Source organism: Pseudomonas izuensis (assembly GCF_002356535.2).
GTDB classification, from domain to species: domain Bacteria; phylum Pseudomonadota; class Gammaproteobacteria; order Pseudomonadales; family Pseudomonadaceae; genus Aquipseudomonas; species Aquipseudomonas izuensis.
Genome location: NZ_AP017423.2, coordinates 615619 through 634380 on the forward strand (window position 1 = coordinate 615619; position 18762 = coordinate 634380).

The 18762-nt window shown below is 60.4% G+C and carries 15 protein-coding genes; 1 reads left to right on the top strand and 14 read right to left on the bottom strand.

Features of this window, described 5'->3' with window-relative positions; all coding sequences use genetic code 11:
- The first annotated feature begins 173 nt into the window (after positions 1 to 173).
- Positions 174 to 5366 (top strand): NEL-type E3 ubiquitin ligase domain-containing protein, encoded by a 5193-nt coding sequence (locus tag LAB08_RS02700; RefSeq protein ID WP_096513647.1) that lies wholly within the window; start codon positions 174 to 176, stop codon positions 5364 to 5366.
- A 45-nt stretch (positions 5367 to 5411) separates the two neighbouring features.
- Here the strand turns inward: LAB08_RS02700 and ureC are convergent, their stop codons facing one another.
- From ureC to LAB08_RS02770, 14 genes are all read right to left on the bottom strand, one after another.
- Positions 5412 to 7112, bottom strand: coding sequence for an urease subunit alpha (gene ureC, locus LAB08_RS02705; protein WP_096513646.1), 1701 nt, complete (start codon positions 7110 to 7112; stop codon positions 5412 to 5414).
- Positions 7113 to 7251: 139 nt separating this feature from the next.
- On the bottom strand, positions 7252 to 7557 hold the full coding sequence (locus LAB08_RS02710) for an urease subunit beta (RefSeq protein WP_096513645.1): 306 nt from the start codon (positions 7555 to 7557) through the stop codon (positions 7252 to 7254).
- Entirely contained in the window at positions 7557 to 8090 is a 534-nt protein-coding gene (locus tag LAB08_RS02715) for a GNAT family N-acetyltransferase (RefSeq protein ID WP_096513644.1), read from the bottom strand. Before LAB08_RS02715 ends, LAB08_RS02710 begins: the two co-directional genes overlap by 1 nt.
- Before the next feature lie 6 nt (positions 8091 to 8096).
- Complete coding sequence (locus LAB08_RS02720) at positions 8097 to 8630, bottom strand: GNAT family N-acetyltransferase (protein ID WP_096513643.1); 534 nt, start codon at positions 8628 to 8630, stop codon at positions 8097 to 8099.
- 9 nt (positions 8631 to 8639) lie between these two features.
- Positions 8640 to 8942, bottom strand: coding sequence for an urease subunit gamma (ureA, locus tag LAB08_RS02725; protein ID WP_096513642.1), 303 nt, complete (start codon positions 8940 to 8942; stop codon positions 8640 to 8642).
- Positions 8943 to 9080: 138 nt separating this feature from the next.
- Positions 9081 to 9920 (bottom strand): urease accessory protein UreD, encoded by an 840-nt coding sequence (locus LAB08_RS02730; RefSeq protein WP_096513641.1) that lies wholly within the window; start codon positions 9918 to 9920, stop codon positions 9081 to 9083.
- A gap of 30 nt (positions 9921 to 9950) precedes the next feature.
- The gene (gene urtE, locus LAB08_RS02735; protein WP_096513640.1) at positions 9951 to 10649 is read right to left on the bottom strand and encodes an urea ABC transporter ATP-binding subunit UrtE; all 699 of its coding nucleotides are present in this window, start codon (positions 10647 to 10649) and stop codon (positions 9951 to 9953) included.
- Positions 10650 to 10726: 77 nt separating this feature from the next.
- On the bottom strand, positions 10727 to 11599 hold the full coding sequence (gene urtD / locus LAB08_RS02740; RefSeq protein WP_096513639.1) for an urea ABC transporter ATP-binding protein UrtD: 873 nt from the start codon (positions 11597 to 11599) through the stop codon (positions 10727 to 10729).
- Positions 11596 to 12690 carry an urea ABC transporter permease subunit UrtC gene (gene urtC / locus LAB08_RS02745; protein ID WP_096513638.1) on the bottom strand — a complete coding sequence of 365 codons (1095 nt, stop codon included), beginning with the start codon at positions 12688 to 12690 and terminating at the stop codon, positions 11596 to 11598. The genes urtD and urtC overlap by 4 nt, the downstream gene beginning before the upstream one ends.
- Positions 12690 to 14192, bottom strand: coding sequence for an urea ABC transporter permease subunit UrtB (urtB, locus tag LAB08_RS02750; protein WP_096513637.1), 1503 nt, complete (start codon positions 14190 to 14192; stop codon positions 12690 to 12692). The genes urtC and urtB overlap by 1 nt, the downstream gene beginning before the upstream one ends.
- 161 nt (positions 14193 to 14353) lie before the next feature.
- On the bottom strand, positions 14354 to 15619 hold the full coding sequence (gene urtA / locus LAB08_RS02755; protein ID WP_096513636.1) for an urea ABC transporter substrate-binding protein: 1266 nt from the start codon (positions 15617 to 15619) through the stop codon (positions 14354 to 14356).
- Positions 15620 to 15947: 328 nt separating this feature from the next.
- Complete coding sequence (locus tag LAB08_RS02760) at positions 15948 to 16958, bottom strand: FecCD family ABC transporter permease (RefSeq protein WP_096513635.1); 1011 nt, start codon at positions 16956 to 16958, stop codon at positions 15948 to 15950.
- Positions 16955 to 17902 carry an ABC transporter substrate-binding protein gene (locus tag LAB08_RS02765; RefSeq protein WP_096513634.1) on the bottom strand — a complete coding sequence of 316 codons (948 nt, stop codon included), beginning with the start codon at positions 17900 to 17902 and terminating at the stop codon, positions 16955 to 16957. The genes LAB08_RS02760 and LAB08_RS02765 overlap by 4 nt, the downstream gene beginning before the upstream one ends.
- Positions 17899 to 18687: an ABC transporter ATP-binding protein gene (locus LAB08_RS02770; RefSeq protein ID WP_096513633.1), complete on the bottom strand. Its 789-nt coding sequence runs from the start codon at positions 18685 to 18687 to the stop codon at positions 17899 to 17901. The genes LAB08_RS02765 and LAB08_RS02770 overlap by 4 nt, the downstream gene beginning before the upstream one ends.
- Positions 18688 to 18762 lie beyond the last annotated feature (75 nt).

The window sequence follows — 18762 nt, forward strand, 5'->3', positions numbered from 1 at the left end:
CTGTGCCCGGGAGTTCAGTGTTGCCCGCGCCGGGTTATATCCCTGGTAATCCGGAGCCCGGCGTCGATACAGGCGGCGCCGGGCTTCGTATGCCAGGGCGGTACATAGTTATGCTTTTTTGCTGATGTCGTTCGTTAGGCTGATGGCTTTCAATCAGTCATGGATGACCCGCAATGCCCAACTCAAATACTTCGCCTTCCCTGTCTGAAGGCGCATTCAATAGCGACCTTCGAGGCGTTCACTACGACTTCCTCAAGGATCGCATTCCCGCTTGGTTCACCGCGGCCTCTGCACGGCGGCAAGTCGAAATCGGCAGCCACGAATTGCAACTGCCCGCCTGGTACCGGACAGCCACACCCGAACAAAAGATGGCCCTGGCCGACAGTCACACGCGCTATCGCGAGACCTTAAATCAGATCGACGCCAAACTTGGCAGCATCAAAGACATTTTCGACTTTGCCGAGCAGCCGCTCAAAGACGCAATCAAGGCACAGTTCAACCTGGAACTCGATGTCCGAAATCTTTACTTCGCGCGTAAATACGGTTTCAAAGGGCGGGACGATTTTTTTGGCTTTTTTGTCTTCGATCATCAAGACAGTCAAAGCCTGCGTTACGAATACCGGGGTATCTCGTTACTCGAGGCGGCCTTGGCCAACTTCGAACCAGACGAAGAAAAGCCGTTGCACTGCAACGATTGTCAGGTCATTACCGGATGGGGCAGTTACGACGGCGAAATCATCCCGACGTTCGAAGCAATAAATTCCCAGGCCACACCCATCGCCCCCCATGACTTTGCCAAGCTATGCCGAACTCTTGATCTTGGAGCGCTGTATCAGAAGCACATCAAGGACATTGTGGCGCCAGGGAAGACCGAGGATCGGCAAGCGCTGGAGCGGGAACTGGAAGAACATCTGCGGCAACGGCTGGCGGTGAGCACCGAATTGGCCTGGCTGCAATTTGCACTCAAACCGGGCGGCAGTCAGGTCGAGACGGGTATCAGTCAAGGCGTCTATCAGATGCTTCAAAAACATTTGCGCAGCGAAAGCAGCGTGACACTGGACAACCGGCCGGTAACGTTCGCCTCATTGAAGGTGTTCGGTATCGAGCTGGTGGGCCCATTGCTGATCGGGCCGAACCGCAAGGACGCCGGTCGGGTCGAGCGCCTGGCGGTTTACCTGCCCAACGATCCGCAACAACCATTGAGAGAATATGCTTCAAGTGCAGAATTCATGGCAGACCTGCGGACCCGTTTGCACAGCGCTGCCTATCGCCGCTTCTTCAGCCAGTTCGTTCCTCTGCGACAACAGGGCATTTTTTTCGCCCGCTTCAATAAGTTGTACAACCCGTCCGGTCTCGATTCCCAGGTTGATTATCCACTGCAACCCAGGCCCGGGAAGCTACCGCTGGACGAAACATACGTTGATGGCGATCTGTGGAAACAACTGCGGCTGAACACCATCGGCAAGCTATATGACGATGCGCGAGCGGTGGCCGTACCTACCGGCGATGAAGACCGCAAGGCTCGGGAAGAAAGACTGGCAAGCTATCTGGATGCAGTGAACAGTGTGTTCAACCTGGCCGCCTTTGTCGTGCCCGGGCTGGGGCCGGTGATGCTGGCGGTGGGCGCCGCGCAAATGTGCGATGAAGTCTTCGAAGGCATGGAAGCGTACGAGCAGGGTGAAACAAAGGAGATGTGGGCGCACTTTTCCAGCGTGGCGCTGAACGTGGCGTTTGTCGGCACCGGCGCAGCAGTGTTGCCCAAGATTCAGGTGTCGAGCGTGGCGGATTCCCTCAAACCCGTTACCTTGGTCAACGGCAAGCAAAAACTTTGGAAACCGGACCTTTCGCCTTACAAGGCCTCCATCAAGCTGGCACCCGAGGCCCGGCCGGATGAATTGGGTCTCTATCCACACAACGGGCAGACAGTTCTGCCAATTGAAGACGCCGTCTACCAAGTCAAACAGGGTGCGGACAGCAACTCGTACCGGATTCAACACCCGACCCGTCCCGAAGCCTACGCACCTGAATTGCGGCATAACGGCGAAGGCGCCTGGCACCACGAGCTCGAGCGCCCTCAGACCTGGAAAGGCGCGACACTGATGCGCAGGCTCGGTCCGGTGGTGGACGGCTTCAGCGACACTGAGCTGGAGCAGATCCGACGGGTAAGTAACGTCGACGATGATGTCCTGCGTCGTGTGCATGCACAGGGTGAGCCGGTCCCGGCGATTCTGCTCGACACCCTCAAGAAGTTCCGTGCGCATGGCGATGCGGTGAAGGTCGCCGAAGGCATCGGCAAGGGTTCGCTTTCCAGCGCACTGTGCAGTTACGCCGCTTCCCTGGCCGTGGAATTGCCGGGCTGGCCACCGGGTAAGGCGATAGAAGCTTTTGCGGGTGAAACGTTGAGCGGGGATTCGGTCAAGTACGGTAACCCCGATGCCAAGCCGCAAGACACCCTCAAAGTCTCTCGCTCGGACCTGGTGCGCGGCCGATTGCCTCAACACGTCATCGGGTTCCTGAATGAGGCAGATATCAAGCAGCTGCAGCCCAACTACACGCCCAGAACGCCGGAGGAACGTATCAGCGCCTTGCAAAAGCAGTTGCAAGAGCAGGCGGTCAGCGCCAGGGGGCGATTGACACGCAGCCTCTACACCGAAGAGCAGTCATCTGCAGACACGGCGGTGGCTGTTGTACAACGTGCATTCAGTCGCTTGTCCGCAGCGATGGTCAAGGAATTGATGGCCGACGCCACCCCCGCCGAGCTAGCGACCCTGAACACCGACAGGCGCATTCCGTTACGCCTGGCCGAGGGGGCGCGCCGGCTGCAGCAGCAACTGCGTCTGACCCAGGCCTACGAAGGGCTACACCTCGATGCACTGGTGGACAAGGACAGCGAAATCCTGGCGCTCAATTCATTGAAAAATCTGCCTGGCTGGGTGAACGGTATCCGTCTCGAAGTACGGGAAGGCGGGCTGGAGGGTGAGCTGCGCGCCAGTTACGGTGCCGAGGATGCTCCCGAGCGCAAGGTGTTGGTGCGGGTGGGTGACGGTCGCTATGAGGCACGCAATGACCGGGACGAACACCTGCACGGTACCGACGATCTCTTTGGTTCGATTCAGCATGCCTTGCCCGATCGGCATCGTTTGTCCATCGGACTGCCCGAGGTTTCCCAGGGCGCACTGTTAAAGGCGACAGTCATTGAACATCAGTTACCCCCTGATCAACTTCGACCGCTGCTGAAGATGCAACCGCGCCGGCAACTGTTTTTCAAACCACCGACGCGTCTGTCCGGCGAGCGCATCGGGTACCCCTTGAGCGATCACCCCCGGACGAGTCAGTGGGAGCAGATCGCCGAGGAGCGGGTCCGGACACTTTATCCGGCGATGTCATCCGCGGAGGTCACGGCATTTATCGAGAGCATGGGGGACCGGCAGGAAACGATCCTGAGGAACCGCGAACGTGAATTCAAGCAACTCAATCACACCTTGCAAAACTGGCAGCGAGCGCAGATGGACGGGGTGTCTGCCGAAGAGCGCCGGACAGAGGATTTTGCCCGGGAGCGACACGCACGGTTGGCAATCATCAAGGCTCTCAAGCAAGCCTGGCAACGCACGGGAGAGCTGGACTTCGATATCCACGGCCAGCCCCTGGGCCAATTCTTGGATTTATCCAATGTGGATCTTGAGGGCCAGCTCGCTGAGCTGCCGCCGTTGACAGCCAATTTCGATCATGTGACCCACCTGGATTTGTCAGGTGCGGGTATTGACGTTGAGGTGGACGGGTTTTTACGCCATTTCCGGCGCCTGCGTCGGTTGAACCTGAGCAACAATGGTTTGTTCGAGTTGCCTGAGCCCGTGGATCGTATGAGCAACCTGACCGAACTGGATCTGTCCGACAACCTGATCGAACTGGACCTGCCGGCAGTTGCCCGATTGCGCGGACTGACACGTCTGCAGTTCCTCGGGCTTGAAGGCAATCCCTTGGGATTGTCGCCTGATGTAGGACAGATGCCGGACCTGAGTATGCTGTTGTTGGGCGATACCGGACTGAATGCCTGGCCTGAAGGAATATTCGATCAGCCTCGGGGCCGGACGTTTGTCCTGGATTTGAGTGCCAACAGGCTTGAGCAGATCCCGCAAGTGGCATCCGGATCGAATGAGGCCGAGTTGGTGGCGCGCACGATCATCAGTCCCGAACCTCGCTATGTTTCCGAACAGAATCTGCAAATCATCAGGGACTATCGCCAGTCAATCGGGCTGGAACCGGATCGGCCCTATCCACCCCGAGGCATGCTCGACAGTATTCATTGGAAAGCAGGCCTGACTGACGAGCAATGGCTGGACAAACAGAATGTGTGGGACAGTCTTGAAGATGAGTCAGGGTCCGAGCCGTTCTTCAGGGAACTGAGGAAACTCGCACAGTCCGCAGACGCCCTCAATCCTGAAGAAGCAGCAAAAGCGGAGCTGTGCCACAAGGTCTGGACAATGATCGAGGCGGCTGCCGAAAACAGCACGCTTCGCACAGTACTCTTTCGCATGGCCACGGCTCCGACGACCTGTGTCGATGCCGGCGCGCAACTGTTCAACGCCATGGGCCTGGAAGTCTTGATTTATCAGGCGTATCGGCTGTATGCACACGATCTGATTGAAACCGCATTACTGGAGTTGGCCCAGGGCAAGTCGCGCCTGGACGAACTGGGCAGGATTGCGCGCGAGCGTATTGGCGTGCTGTTGAGTGAGGGGCACGAATTTCCCCAATATGATGAGCAAGGTATGGCAATACCTCGTTTCGATAATCAGGGGCAGCCCGTTTCGAATATCGATGAGGTGGAGATCCATATGATCTACCCCACGCGATTGGCGCAGCGTCTGGATCTGCCGTGGCAGTCCCGGGAGATGAGGTTCCAGGTTCCCGAGGTCACCTCCGAGATGATTGAGCGCGCGCATGATCGGGTACTGCAAAAGGAACAGGGTGCGCAGTTGCAGCAGCGAATCATCGAGCAACCCTTCTGGGTTGACTACCTCAGGCGATCGAGCCCGGAGCTTTTCAAAGCGCTGCGCGACAAAGGCGAGATCGCACTGGACTTGCAGGCCGCGCAACAGGCGTGGGTCGACAGCGATTCAGCGGTGCACAGGATTCACTGGCGCTCGGAGGTCGTACGGTTGGCGAAACTGCTCGGCAAGCCGGACAGCGAGATCAGGCCTGGCACGGTCATGAGTGACGCGCAGTACTACGCTGAGATGGAAGCCATCGCAGGGCAAGAGCAGGCACTGATCAGTAGGTTGACCACCGAAGCCATGCAGCGCGCCAGATTGCCGCGTGCCGAAACTCCGTTCAAGGTCGAGGAGAGTCCTGCCTCTCGACCTTGATCGAAACCTGGCGCCCGCCGCTACGGTTGGCGCCAGGCAGATTGCCTAGAACAGGAAGTAACGTTGCGCCATCGGCAGGCTTTCTGCCGGTTCGCACCACAGCAGCACGCCGTCGGCCTTGACTTGATAGGTCTGCGGATCGACATCGATGTTCGGCAGATAATCGTTGTGGATCAAATCGGTTTTCTGCACGTCTCGACAGCCTTTGACCACGGCGATTTTCTTCTTCAATCCCAAGGCTTCCGGCAAGCCCGCTTCATGCGCCGCCTGGCTGATGAACGTCAGGCTGGTGGCATGCAGGGAGCCGCCATAACTGGCGAACATCGGACGGTAATGCACCGGTTGCGGGATTGGAATCGATGCATTGGCATCGCCCATCAGGCTGGCCGCAATGGCCCCTCCCTTGAGAATCAGCGTTGGCTTGACCCCAAAAAACGCCGGGCGCCACAGCACCAGATCCGCCCACTTTCCAACTTCAATCGAACCCACTTCATGGCTGATGCCATGGGTGATCGCCGGGTTGATGGTGTACTTGGCGATGTAGCGTTTGGCGCGGAAGTTATCGTTGCCTGCGCCGTCGCCCGGTAGTGCACCGCGCTGCTTTTTCATCTTGTCGGCGGTCTGCCAGGTGCGGGTAATGACTTCGCCGACCCGGCCCATGGCCTGGCTGTCGGAGCTGATCATCGAGAACGCGCCGAGGTCGTGGAGGATGTCTTCGGCGGCGATCGTCTCGCGGCGAATGCGGCTTTCGGCGAACGCTACGTCTTCGGCAATGCTCGGGTCCAGGTGGTGGCAGACCATCAGCATGTCGAGGTGTTCGTCGATGGTGTTGCGGGTGAAAGGTCGGGTCGGGTTGGTCGAACTCGGCAGCACGTTGGCAAAACCACAGGCCTTGATGATGTCCGGTGCATGGCCGCCGCCCGCGCCTTCGGTGTGGTAGGTATGGATGGTGCGGCCCTTGAAGGCGGCGAGGGTGGTTTCGACGAAGCCGGACTCGTTAAGGGTGTCGGTGTGGATCGCCACTTGAACGTCGTACTGATCGGCCACGCTCAGGCAGTTGTCGATGCTCGCCGGGGTGGTGCCCCAGTCTTCGTGCAACTTTAGACCGATGGCGCCGGCCTTGACCTGCTCGATCAGCGGCTCCGGCAGGCTGGCGTTGCCCTTGCCCGTGAGGCCAATGTTCATCGGGAAAGCATCAGCGGCCTGGAGCATGCGCGCCAGATGCCAGGGGCCCGAGGTGCAGGTGGTGGCATTGGTCCCGGTGGCCGGGCCGGTGCCGCCGCCGATCATGGTGGTGACGCCGCTCATCAATGCTTCTTCGATCTGCTGCGGGCAGATGAAATGGATGTGGGTGTCGATGCCGCCGGCGGTAAGGATCATGCCCTCGCCGGCGATGACTTCGGTGCTGGCGCCGATGGCAATGTTCACGTCGGGCTGGACGTCCGGGTTGCCGGCCTTGCCGATGGCGGCGATGCGTCCGTCCTTGAGGCCGACGTCGGCCTTGACGATGCCCCAGTGGTCGACGATCAGCGCGTTGGTGATCAAGGTGTCGACGACTTGCGCGGCAAGCAGCTGGCTCTGGCCCTGGCCGTCGCGGATGACTTTTCCGCCGCCGAACTTCACTTCTTCGCCGTAGGTGGTGAAGTCCTTTTCGACCTCGATCCACAGTTCGGTATCGGCCAGGCGAACCTTGTCGCCGACGGTGGGGCCGTACATGTCGGCGTAGGCTTGTCTTGAGATTCTCATGGGCTTGCCTTGGGGTTCAATTGAATTTGAAATCGTTCGCTGCGCTCACTTTCGCGAGCAGGCTCGCTCCCACAGGGAAATGCGATCAACTGTGGGAGCGAGCCCGCTCGCGAAGGGGCCGGAACATACACTGTGAAACTTACAGGTCACCCATGACCCGCCCGGCAAAGCCGAATACCCGGCGATGCCCGGCCAGATCCACCAGCTCGACCTCGCGACTCTGCCCCGGTTCAAAACGCACGGCAGTCCCGGCAGGAATATTCAGGCGCATGCCGCGGCTGGCGGCGCGGTCGAACGTCAGGGCGTCGTTGGTTTCGAAAAAGTGATAGTGCGAACCGACCTGGATGGGTCGATCGCCGCTGTTGGCTACTTTCAGGCTGAGGGTTCGTCGGCCGGCGTTGAGCTCGATGTCGCCGGGCTGGATCTGGTATTCACCGGGAATCATCAATGGGCTCCTTGGAGAATCTTGTAATAGAGGGCGGTCGGTTTGTAGCGGCCGCTCGGGTCGCAGGCGTAATCGGGAATCTCACCGACGCGGGTATAACCCAGCGCTTTGTAGAAGTCTTCGGCGGGGGAGCCGGCCTCGGTGTCGAGGTAGAGCATGCCGCGCTTGTGTTGCAGGGCGGCCTGCTCCAGCGCCGTCATCAATTGTTGGCCCAGCCCGCGACGCCGCGCGTGCTCGCGCACCAGGAGTTTCTGCACCTCGGCGCGGTTCAGGCCATTGGCTTTCTGGCACAAGCCGAGCTGCACGCTGGCCTGCACCTGTTCATCCTTGACCACCACCCACAGCAACACATTGCCCTTGTTCAGGTTCTCCTGGACTTCATCGAAATACGCGCGGGCCTGGGTTGCATCGAGGTCCGCCATGAAGCCCACGCTGGCGCCGTAGCCGACGGCATCGAGCAGCAGGTCAATCAGTCCCTGACGGTAGTGCGCAAAGCTTTCAACGTTGACGCGGCGCAGTTGAGCGGGGTTCATCGGCGATCACTCCTTGTTGGCGGTCGGTGGCTCGGCACCCGGATTGAGGGTCAGTTGCATGAAGGTCAGGTCCAGCCAGCGGCCGAATTTGGTGCCCACCTGGGGCATTTGTCCGGTTGTCACGAAACCGATGCGCTCGTGCAAATGAATGGAAGCTGCATTGCCGCTTTCGATGGCGGCGACCATCACGTGCTTGCCACAGTCCCTGGCACGCTCGATCAGGGCATCCATCAGTTTCGGGCCCAAGCCATTGCCGCGCTGGTCGCTGCGTACGTAGACCGAATGCTCGACGGTGTGGCGGAAACCATCGAAGGGCCGCCAGTCGCCGAATGAAGCGTAGCCCAGCACGTTGTTCTCATCGTCGGCGATTACCAGGATCGGATAGCGCTGGGACTGCCGTGCGCTGAACCAGGCCTGGCGGTTACCGAGGTCGACAGCCTGTTCGTTCCAGATCGCCGTGGTGTTGAGCACGGCGTCGTTGTAGATGTCACGGATTGCCGGCAGGTCGGCATGTACTGCGTCGCGAATGGTGTAAGTCATGGCGTGGCCTCAGGCGATCGGTTGGTGGACGGTGACCAGTTTGGTGCCGTCAGGAAAAGTCGCTTCCACCTGGATCTCCGGGATCATTTCCGGGATGCCTTCCATCACTTGTTCACGGCTGAGCAGGGTGGTGCCGTAGTGCATCAGTTGCGCAACGGTCTGGCCGTCACGGGCACCTTCGAGCAGCGCGGCGCTGATGTAGGCCATGGCTTCCGGGTAATTGAGTTTCACGCCGCGTGCCAGACGCCGCTCGGCCACGAGGCCGGCGGTGAAGATCAGCAGCTTGTCTTTTTCGCGAGGGGTCAGGTCCATCGTAGAAATCCAGTTTCGGCAGTTAAAAAATCATTCAATGTGTGAACACATGACCTGTAGGAGCTGGCTTGCCAGTGAAGCTTTTGGCGCCAGTACAGACGCCTTCGCTGGCAAGCCAGCTCCTACAGGGGATCGGTGTCAGGTGCTCCATATTCTGGGAGGGACTGCTTCTCGGCCGAGCAGTGCAGGCCTGAGCAATCGCCATAATTCAATCAACCAGCCGCGCGCCAACAGCGCTTCGCCGGCCAGGCATCGGGCAACCAGCAACCCCGGCAACTGCGTCAAATCCCCACGCACGTCATGGGGTAGCGAACGACACTGTTCCAGCAGTTCACTATCAATCTCGCCTGTCACCAACAGCGTCGCAAACACCGGCTGCCCATCCAGCCCGATCGGCGAGTCCAGCAAGCCGTCATCGCCGACGATGCGCTGGCGCTCATGCCAGAGCAACCGGCCATCACGGCTGATATCCAGGTGCGCCTGAAAATGCCCGAGGTCGAAGCGCTCGCCGCTGGCCGGTCTACCCAGTGCCACCACGTCCCAGTAGAACAGCCGGGCATCGCCTTCAAGGTCGATAGAGGTGCTGAGTTGCGCCTGTGCCGCGCTGAAAATGATCGTCTCCTGGGGCAACCATTCCAGTGTCGCACCGGCCGCCACCTTCAATTTCAAGTGCTGATAAGCGGGGCCCGCGGCGCGATACCACTTGGCTGCGCCGGGACTGGTGATCTGTGCCCAGGCGTCACGGCCGACACTGGCCGATATGTCCAGGCGATCACCACCCGCAATCCCGCCAGGCGGATGAACGATGATGTGCTGGCAGACTTCGGGGCCCTCGGCATACAAATGCTTCTGCACGCGCAAGGGCCCGAGGTGACGGCGCTGGACCGGGCGCGTGGTGTCGCCGAAGCGGGCGTAGCCGAGTTCCAGTTCGGCGTGCCAGCTGGGGGTGAACAGCGTTGTGGAGGCAGGTGAATTCATGGTTTTTAATTATCGTTAGGTTGCTACAGATTAAATCGTAACCAGACCGCGCACACCCTCGGCTTCCATATTTTTACCGCGACCCTGCTGCACGATCTCGCCACGGGACATCACCAGATACTGGTCAGCCAGTTCGGCGGCGAAGTCGTAGAACTGTTCAACCAGCAGAATCGCCATGTCGCCACGGGCCGCGAGTTTCTTGATCACCGCGCCGATCTCCTTGATCACCGACGGCTGGATGCCTTCGGTGGGCTCGTCGAGGATCAACAGGCGTGGGCGGCTGGCCAGTGCGCGGCCGATCGCCAGCTGTTGTTGCTGGCCGCCGGACAAGTCGCCGCCACGCCGTTGTTTCATTTGCAGTAACACCGGGAATAGCTCGTAGATGAATGCCGGGACTTCCCTGGCCTCGGAGCCGGGAAACCGCGACAGACCCATCAGCAGGTTTTCTTCCACGGTCAGCCGGCCAAAGATTTCCCGGCCCTGCGGCACATAGGCGATCCCGGCATGCACCCGCTGATGCGGCTTGAACGTGGTGATCGGTTTGCCCTCCCAGTTCACCGCGCCTTCTTTCGCCGGCAACAGACCCATCAGGCACTTGAGCAGAGTGGTCTTGCCCACGCCGTTGCGCCCGAGCAGGCAGGTGACTTCACCGACCTTCACGTCAAACGTCAGGCCGCGCAGGATGTGGCTACCGCCGTAGTATTGGTGCAGCTTGTCGACTTGCAGCATGTTCAAATTCCTTGTGCTTCACACAGAACCCTGTGGGAGCTGGCAAGCCAGCTCCCACAGTGATGGTGTTCGCAGACTCAGCGACCGAGGTACACCTCGATCACCCGCTCGTTGTCCTGTACCTGCTCCAGCGACCCCTCCGCCAGCACGCTACCCTGGTGCAACACGGTGACGTGGTCGGCAATCGAGCCGACGAAGCCCATGTCGTGTTCCACCACCATCAGCGAATGCTTGCCAGCCAGGCTCTTGAACAGTTCAGCGGTGAACTCGGTCTCGGCGTCGGTCATGCCCGCCACCGGTTCGTCGAGCAGCAACAGTTGCGGGTCCTGCATCAGCAACATGCCGATCTCCAGAAACTGCTTTTGACCATGGGACAGCAGGCCGGCCGGGCGATTGGCCGAAGAGGTCAGGCGAATGGTGTGCAGCACCTCGGCGATGCGATCCCGTTGTTCGCCGTTGAGCCGTGCTCGCAGGCTGGCCCACACCGACTTGTCGGTTTTTTGCGCCAATTCCAGGTTCTCGAACACGCTCAAGGCTTCGAACACCGTCGGCTTCTGGAACTTGCGGCCGATGCCAGCCTGGGCGATCTGCACTTCGCTCATTTGCGTCAGATCCAGGGTTTCACCGAACCAGGCCTTGCCGTGGCTGGGGCGGGTCTTGCCGGTGATGACGTCCATCAACGTGGTCTTGCCCGCGCCGTTGGGACCGATGATGCAGCGCAATTCACCCACGCCGATGTACAGATTCAGATTGTTCAGTGCCTTGAAGCCATCGAAGCTGACGCTGATGTCCTCCAGGGTCAGGAGGGTGCCGTGGCGGGTGTTCAGGCCTTTGCCGGCGCGCTGGCCGAGGCCGATCGTATCGCGGCTGGTACCGGCATCGCGGTTGGGCTCCAGGGGCGGAAAAAATGCCGGTTCGAGCATGAACTCAGCCGTGGCAGTGACTCTCATGATTCATCTCTCTTTTCATAAGGCCGTTTCTTCAGCAGACCGATCACGCCTTTGGGCAGGTACAGGGTCACGACGATGAACAGCGCGCCAAGGAAGAACAGCCAGTATTCGGGGAAGGCCACGGTGAACCAGCTCTTCATGCCGTTGACCACGCCGGCGCCGAGCAACGGGCCGATCAGCGTGCCGCGACCACCCAGGGCAACCCACACGGCGGCTTCGATGGAGTTGGTCGGGGACATTTCACTCGGGTTGATGATCCCGACTTGCGGTACGTACAGCGCACCGGCCAAGCCGCACAACACCGCACTCAATACCCAGACAAACAGCTTGAAACCACGCGGATCGTAGCCGCAGAACATCAGCCGGTTTTCCGCATCGCGCAACGCGGTCAGCACGCGACCGAATTTGCTTCGGGCCAGGCGCCAGCCGATGAGCAGGCTCGCTACCAGCAACAGCACCGTGGCGAAAAACAGCACCGCACGTGTGCCCGGTTCTGTGATGCCGAAACCGAGAATCGTGCGGAAATTGGTGAAGCCGTTGTTACCGCCAAACCCGGTCTCGTTGCGGAAGAACAGCAGCATCCCGGCGAAAGTCAGGGCCTGGGTCATGATCGAGAAATACACGCCCTTGATCCGCGAGCGGAAGGCGAAGAAGCCGAACACCAACGCCAGCAATCCCGGCGCCAGCACCACCAGGCATAGGGCCCAGAGGAAGCTTTGGGTGCCGGTCCAGTACCAGGGCAATTCGGTCCAGGACAGGAAGGTCATGAACGCCGGCAGGCCATCGCCCGAAGCCTGGCGCATCAAGTACATGCCCATGGCGTAACCGCCGAGGGCGAAGAACAGGCCGTGGCCGAGGGACAAGAGGCCGGCGTAGCCCCAGACCAGATCCAGCGCCAGGGCGACGATGGCATAGCAGAGGATTTTGCCCACCAAGGTCAGCGTGTAGGCCGAGACATGCAGCGTGCTATCGGGAGACAACAACGACAGCAGCGGTAGCGCCAGCAGTAAAACGAGGGCTACAACACCGACGGCAATCGTGGCTTTGGGGCCGGCTTTCTGTGTCGCGGTAACGAGCAGGGGCTGGTTCATCAGTCGATCACCCGTCCTTTCAGTGCGAAGAGACCTTGCGGACGTTTCTGGATGAACAGAATGATCAGCGCGAGGATGAGGATTTTGCCGAGCACGGCACCGATCTGCGGTTCGAGGATCTTGTTGGCAATGCCCAGACCAAAAGCGGCGAATACGCTACCGGCCAGTTGCCCGACACCACCGAGCACCACCACCAGGAACGAGTCGATGATGTAGCTTTGGCCGAGGTCCGGACCGACGTTGCCGATCTGGCTCAGCGCAACGCCACCGAGGCCCGCGATGCCCGAGCCAAGGCCGAAGGCAAGCATGTCGACGCGGCCGGTCGGCACACCGCAGCACGCCGCCATGTTGCGGTTCTGGGTGACCGCGCGAACGTTCAAGCCCAGACGTGTCTTGTTCAGCAGCAGCCAAGTGAGGACGACCACAAACAGCGCGAAGGCGATGATCACGATGCGGCTGTACGGCAATACCAGATTGGGCAGCACCTGAATCCCGCCTGACAGCCAGGCCGGGTTGGCCACTTCGACGTTCTGCGCGCCAAACACCAGACGCACCAACTGGATCAGCATCAGGCTGATGCCCCAGGTGGCGAGCAGGGTTTCCAGAGGACGGCCGTAGAGGTGACGAATTACCGTACGCTCCAGCGCCATGCCGATCCCGGCGGTGACGAAAAACGCCACCGGCAATGCGACCAATGGATAGAACTCGATGGCCTGCGGCGCCAAGCGCTGAAACATCAGTTGCACCACGTAAGTCGAGTAAGCGCCGAGCATCAGCATCTCGCCGTGGGCCATGTTGATCACCCCGAGCAGGCCGAAGGTGATCGCCAGGCCCAGCGCCGCGAGCAGCAGGATCGAACCGAGGGACATGCCGCTGAAGGCCTGGCCGAGCAGCTCGCCGATCAGCAGTTTGCGTTTGACTTGAGCGAGGCTGGTTTCGGCGGCGGTGCGCACGTTGGTGTCGGTTTCCACGCCGGGTTGCAACAAGCTTTCGAGGCGGGTGCGGGCCAGCGGATCGCCGGTTTCGCCAAGCAGGCGCACGGCGGCGAGGCGAACGGCGGGGTCGTTGTCTACCAGTTGCAGGTTAGCCAGGGCCAGACTCAGGGCGGCGTGGACGCTTTCATCTTTCTCACCAGACAGTTGCTGGTCGAGGAATTTCAGCTGCGCGGGTTTGGCGCTTTTCTGCAATTGTTGCGCGGCGGCCAGACGGAGTTTGGTATCGGTGGCGAGTAATTGGTGGCTCGCCAGCGCGGTATCGATCAGAGCCCGAAGGCGGTTGTTCAGGCGCAAGGTTTTCGGCTGGCCATCGACGGTCAACTCGCCTTGTTGCAGGGCGTTGATCAGTTCGATACGCGCCGGGTCGGGCTGCGCGGCCCAGGACTCCAGCAGCTTGGCTTGCTGTGTGGGGTTGGCGGCGACGAAGTCTTCGGCGTCGCTGGCGAAAGTGGCCATTGGCAAAAGAAATGCGATGGCAAGAACAAGTCGGTAAAAGGCACTGGGCATAGATGATCGCCTTGACGCGGACATTGTGGGAGCTGGCTTGCCAGCGATGCAGGCGACTCGGTGTGTCTGATGTACCGAGGTGATGCCATCCCTGGCAAGCCAGCTCCCACAGGGAATTGTGTCGGGCATGAGCACGGTGTTCACACCCGACATCCAATGGCTCAGTTGCTCTTCACCGCATACTCAGGCTTCTTGTCGTTGCCCGGAATGAACGGGCTCCACGGCTGGGCACGGATCGGCCCTTCGGTCTGCCACACGACGTTGAACTGTCCATCGGCCTGAATCTCGCCGATCATCACCGGCTTGTGCAGGTGGTGGTTGGTCTTGTCCATGGTCAGGGTGTAGCCGGACGGCGCGGCAAACGTCTGGCCGCCAAGGGCTTCGCGGACTTTGTCGACGTCGGTGGACTTGGCTTTTTCCGCTGCCTGGGCCCACATGTGTATGCCGACGTAGGTGGCTTCCATCGGGTCGTTGGTTACGGCTTTGTCGGCGCCCGGCAAGTTGTGCTTCTTCGCGTAGGCTTTCCAGTCATCGACGAACTTCTTGTTCACCGGGTTCTCCACCGACTCGAAGTAGTTCCACGCCGCGAGGTTGCCCACCAGCGGCTTGGTGTCGATGCCGCGCAATTCCTCTTCACCGACCGAGAACGCCACGACCGGAACGTCGGTGGCTTTCAGACCCTGGTTGGCCAGTTCTTTATAGAACGGCACGTTGGAGTCGCCGTTGACGGTGGAGATGACGGCGGTCTTGCCACCGGCCGAGAATTTTTTGATGTTGGCCACGATGGTTTGATAGTCGCTGTGGCCGAACGGGGTGTAGACCTCTTCGATGTCCTTGTCGGCCACGCCTTTGGCGTGCAGGAACGAACGCAGGATCTTGTTGGTGGTGCGTGGGTAGACGTAGTCGGTGCCGAGCAGGAAGTAGCGCTTGGCACTGCCGCCTTCTTCGCTCATCAGGTACTCGACGGCGGGGATCGCTTGCTGGTTTGGCGCGGCGCCGGTGTAGAACACGTTTGGCGACATCTCTTCGCCTTCGTATTGCACCGGATAGAACAGCAGGCCGTTGAGTTCTTCGAACACCGGCAACACCGATTTACGCGATACGGACGTCCAGCAACCGAACACCACCGCGACCTTGTCCTGGGTCAGCAGCTGCCGGCCCTTTTCCGCGAACAGCGGCCAGTTCGACGCCGGGTCCACCACCACTGGCTCCAGCATCTTGCCATTCACGCCGCCCTTGGCGTTGATCTCGTCGATGGTCATCAAGGCCATGTCCTTGAGCGACGTTTCGGAGATCGCCATGGTCCCGGACAACGAATGCAGAATCCCGACCTTGATGGTCTCGGCAGCCTGGACAGTCCAGGTCATGCCCATCGCGGCAATGCTTGCCGTGAGTGTGAAAGCCTTGATCAAACTGCGACGCTTCATTGTGCGATCTCCATGAACGTTTAATTTTTCTGGTTGGCAGATGCGGACGACTGAAGGGTCTTTAGCAAGGGCTGTGCCCGGTCGGGAAAAGGCAGGGAAATGTCGGTTTAGAGCGGTTGCCGGAGTTGGTGGCGCACCATGAAGGGACGCACCTGGCGCGTTGGTGCGTTCCTCTGCGCCAGAACGGGGCGCAGGAATGTCAATTAGCGCCGCCCTCTGTGGGAGCGGGCTTGCCCGCGATAGCGGTAGAACAGGCACAGAAATGTTGAATGTGCCGCCGTCATCGCTGGCAAGCCAGCTCCCACAGGTTCCGTGGTGTTTTGTGGTATCAGCGGCGGCGCATGAGGCCGATGAAGAACAGGCCGCCGATGGCAGCGGTGGCAACGCCGATGGGCAGGTCTTCTGGGGCGATCATTGTCCGTGCCGCAACGTCCACCCACACCAGGAAAACGCTGCCGATCAACACACACACCGGCAACAACCGACGATGCTCGGCCCCGACCAATCGCCGCGCAATGTGCGGCATCATCAGCCCGACGAAACCAATTGAACCGCTGATGGAGACCAGTACTCCGGTCATCAGCGAGGCAATGACAAACACCCACGACCGCACTGTCCGTGCGTTCAATCCCAGCGTCACGGCGGTCTGCTCACCCGCCATCAAGGCATTCAGCGAACGCGCCATACCCAGCAGCATGACCAGTCCGAGCAGTACGCTGGCAGCAGGCACTGCCAGCAATTCCCAACGCGCCAACCCGAGCCCGCCGAGCATCCAGAACATCACTGCGGAACTGGCGCGGTGATCGCCGAGAAACAGCAGCAGGTTGGCAATCGCCATCATCACGAACGACACCGCCACGCCACACAGCAGCAGACGATCACTGTCCAGGCGACCGTGCCGGCTGGCGATCATCAGCACCACCAGCATGCTCGACAATGCACCGATGAAAGCGGCGATGGGCAGGGTCAGCAGGCCGACGATTTCGCCGACATGCAGCACTACGATGACCGCGCCCAACGTCGCGCCGGACGTGACCCCGAGCAAATGCGGGTCGGCCAGCGGGTTGCGCGTCACCGCTTGCAGCACCGCGCCGATCAGAGCCAATCCGGCACCCACCAATGCACCCAGCAACATGCGCGGTACGCGGATCAGCCAGACGATGTGTTCCTGCCCGGCGCTCCAGTCGGGCACGCCGAAACCAAACAGCTTGTGCAGCAGAATCCGCCACACTACGTCCACCGGCACCCGCGCCGGGCCGAAACCCAGCGACACCACGCAGGACACCAGCAACAACGCACCGAGGGCGATCAGCAACAAGGCGTAGCGACGATTGATCATCCGCCGTGGAAGCCATTGGCCAGGGTTTGCACCGCCAGCACGTTATCGATCCCCGGCGTGGCCTGCACGTAGGGGATGACGATGAAGCGTTGGTGCTTGATCGCATCGACAGATTGCAGTGCCTTGTTATCCAGCAGGAACTGCATTTTTTGTTCGGCAGTGACTTCGCCGTAATCGACGATCACGATCACCTGCGGATTGCGCTCGACCACGTTCTCCCAGTTGACCCGGGTCCAGCTCGCTTCGACGTCGTCGAGCACATTGCGTCCGCCCGCCGCATCGATCAGCGCTTGCGGCATGCCCAGGCGACCCGAGGTCATGGCCCGGTCTTCGCCACTGTCATAGAGAAACACCCGGGGTCTTTCGGCAGGCAGACCTTTGCGGACTCCGGCGACCTGCGCCTGCATCTCGCTGATCAAGGTGTTGGCGCGATCCTGTACGTCGAAAATTTTTCCGAGGTTGCGCAGGTCGTTATAAGTGTCTTCCAGCGTCGCCGGTGGACGCTTCATCACAAAGGCGCAGGACTCGGTCAACTCATACACATTGATGCCCAGTGGCTGCAGGGTCTGTGGCGTGAGATCGCCGCCCACGCGCATGCCATAGTCCCAACCGGCGAAGAAGAAATCGACATTGGCGTCGAGCAGGGTTTCCACCGACGGGTACTTGGCCGCCAGTTCCGGCAATCCCTCGAGGATGCTGTGCATTTGCGGCGTCACCGACTTCCAGCCGGACACACCGCTGTATCCCGCCATCTGTGGCTTGAGGCCAAGGGCAAGCATCATCTGGGTCATGTTGATGTCGTGACTGACCGCGTGCTTTGGCGCTTGCTGGAAGGTCACCTCGCGGTTGCAGCTCTGAATCGTCAACGGGTAGTGCGTGGCCTCGGCAAGCGCCTGGGCGCTGCCCAGCAACAGGGAAACGTACAGCAGGGAACGCAAAATCATGGCCGGGTTATCCAGGTGATTCGTGGGTAGCCGTGCAAGGGGTGTTCATCGATTAACGCTTCGACACCAAACACGTTGCGCAGCAGCGCGGCGGTCAGTACTTCTTTCGGCGCGCCGCTGGCGACGATGCGACCGTGGTTGATCACGTAGAGCCGATCGCAGAAGGCGGCAGCCAGATTGAGGTCATGGATGCTCGCCAGGGTGCCGATTTTCAGGCGCTTGACCAACCGCAGCAGCTCAAGCTGATAGCGCGGGTCGAGGTGGTTGGTCGGCTCGTCGAGGATCAGCAATTGAGGTTGCTGGGCCAGGGCGCGGGCGAGGATCACGCGCTGCTTTTCGCCGCCGGAAAGGGTGGAGAGTGCGTGGTCTTCGAAGCCTTTGAGCCCGACGGATTCAATCGCCTTTGTCGCAAGGTTTCGATCTTCGACGGTGTCGCCGTCGAACAGCCCCTTGTGCGGCGTGCGCCCCATGGCAACGACCTCGCTGACGGTCAGGCCAAACGCATCGGGAAACTCCTGCAACACCACGGCGATACGTTGCGCGCACCAGCGCGAAGATTGCGTCCAGACGTTGTGATGGTCGAGCCTGGCCTCGCCGCTTTCCGGTTTGTTGAAGCGCCAGGCGCAACGCAACAGGCTGGTCTTGCCACTGCCGTTGGGGCCGATCAAACCGACGAACTCGCCGGCGGCCACGTGCAGCGAAGCACTGCGCAGCTGAAATTGGTGATGGCAGTGGCCGTGGCCCAGTGGCGACCAGGTGAGGTTTGTGAGGTTCAGCGAGGTCATGCAGTTGCTCTTGGGGTGTTGCTGATGGCCTCTCCGCTGGCAAGCCAGCTCCTACAGGGGACGTGAAAATCCTGT